Annotated in this window: 1 protein-coding gene; it reads right to left on the bottom strand. The window is 68.2% G+C overall.

The window, feature by feature from the left end; all coding sequences use genetic code 11:
- Positions 1-32: 32 nt before the first annotated feature.
- Entirely contained in the window at positions 33-1,268 is a 1,236-nt protein-coding gene (locus tag ACFVYR_RS38135) for an IS30 family transposase (RefSeq protein ID WP_384263954.1), read from the bottom strand.
- Positions 1,269-1,313: the final 45 nt, after the last annotated feature.

A 1,313-nucleotide genomic window follows, 5' to 3' on the forward strand; every position in this document is an offset into this window, starting at 1 on the left:
GGCGAATTCAAGGGGTCGTCGCAACACGGTGATCAACTGGCTGTTGCCAGGAGCTTAGCGAGGCGCTCGGCTGGGGTTTCCCAGCCGAGCGTTTTGCGTGGGCGGCTGTTGAGTTCGGCGGCGACGGCGTCCAGGTGCTCGCGGGTGTGGACGGCGAGGTCGGTGCCCTTGGGGAAGTACTGCCGCAGCAGGCCGTTGGTGTTCTCGTTCGAGCCGCGCTGCCAGGGACTGGCCGGATCACAGAAGTAGACCGGGACGCCGGTGGAGACGGTGAAGGCGCGGTGAGCGCCCATTTCGGCGCCCTGGTCCCAGGTGAGGGACCGTCTCAGATGTGCGGGCAAGGTCGTGACCGTTTCGGTCAGGGCATCGCGGACATTGGACGCGGTGTGGTCGTGGGGCAGGTGGACGAGCATCAGGTAGCGGGTGGTGCGTTCGACCAGGGTGGCGATGGCCGAACGGCTCTCCCGTCCGACGATGAGGTCGCCTTCCCAGTGGCCCGGGACAGCCCGGTCAGCGGCCTCGGCGGGCCGTTCGCTGATCATGACCATCGGGTGGGAGAAGCGCGGTCGCCGGGCCGTGGTGCGCGCGTGCGGTTTGCGTATGGCCCGTCCGGTGCGCAGTGCGCGGGTCAGCTCCCGGCGGAGTTCACCGCGGCCTTGGACGTAGAGGGCCTGATAGATGGTCTCGTGGGCCACACGCATCTCCGGCCGGTCGGGGAAGTGCCTCCGCAGAGCGTGGCAGATCTGCTCCGGGCTCCACCGCTTGGTCAGGCGGTGCTGGATGAAGTCCCGCAGTTCCGGGGTCTGGCCGATCTTCCCGGGCTTGGGCCGGGGCCGGCGGGCATCCGCACGCGCCTGGGCAGCATGCGGGCGATAGGTCCAGCGGGAGGATTCCTGGCGCAGCCGTACGCCGTTTCGGCGGATCTCCCGGCTGACCGTGGACGGGCTGCGGCCCAGCTCGGCGGCGATGGCCCGGACCGGGGCCTTCTCGCGCAGCCGGTCGGCTATGTGGATGCGTTCGGCCTCGCACAAGTACCGGGATCGTGCAGAAGGCGGTGCCACCGCACGGATGGGTGGCACCGCCTTCCGGCCGCCGGATGCGTGACGGCCGTTGCGCCAGCGCTTACCGGTCCGCAGATTGATCCCAACGATCCGGCTGGCCTCTGAGAACGTCACTCCTTGATCCACAAGTCGGAAGTATTCCTCCCGCTTCTGGACCTGCGGAGCATGCCCTGCGGGCTTGCGTCGCTTGCTGTAATCGATGGCCATCGCGTCCCCTGAGCTGGGGTGTTGCAACGACCACTAGAACTCAAG

It is taken from the genome of Streptomyces sp. NPDC058284 (assembly GCF_042881135.1).
GTDB lineage: Bacteria > Actinomycetota > Actinomycetes > Streptomycetales > Streptomycetaceae > Streptomyces.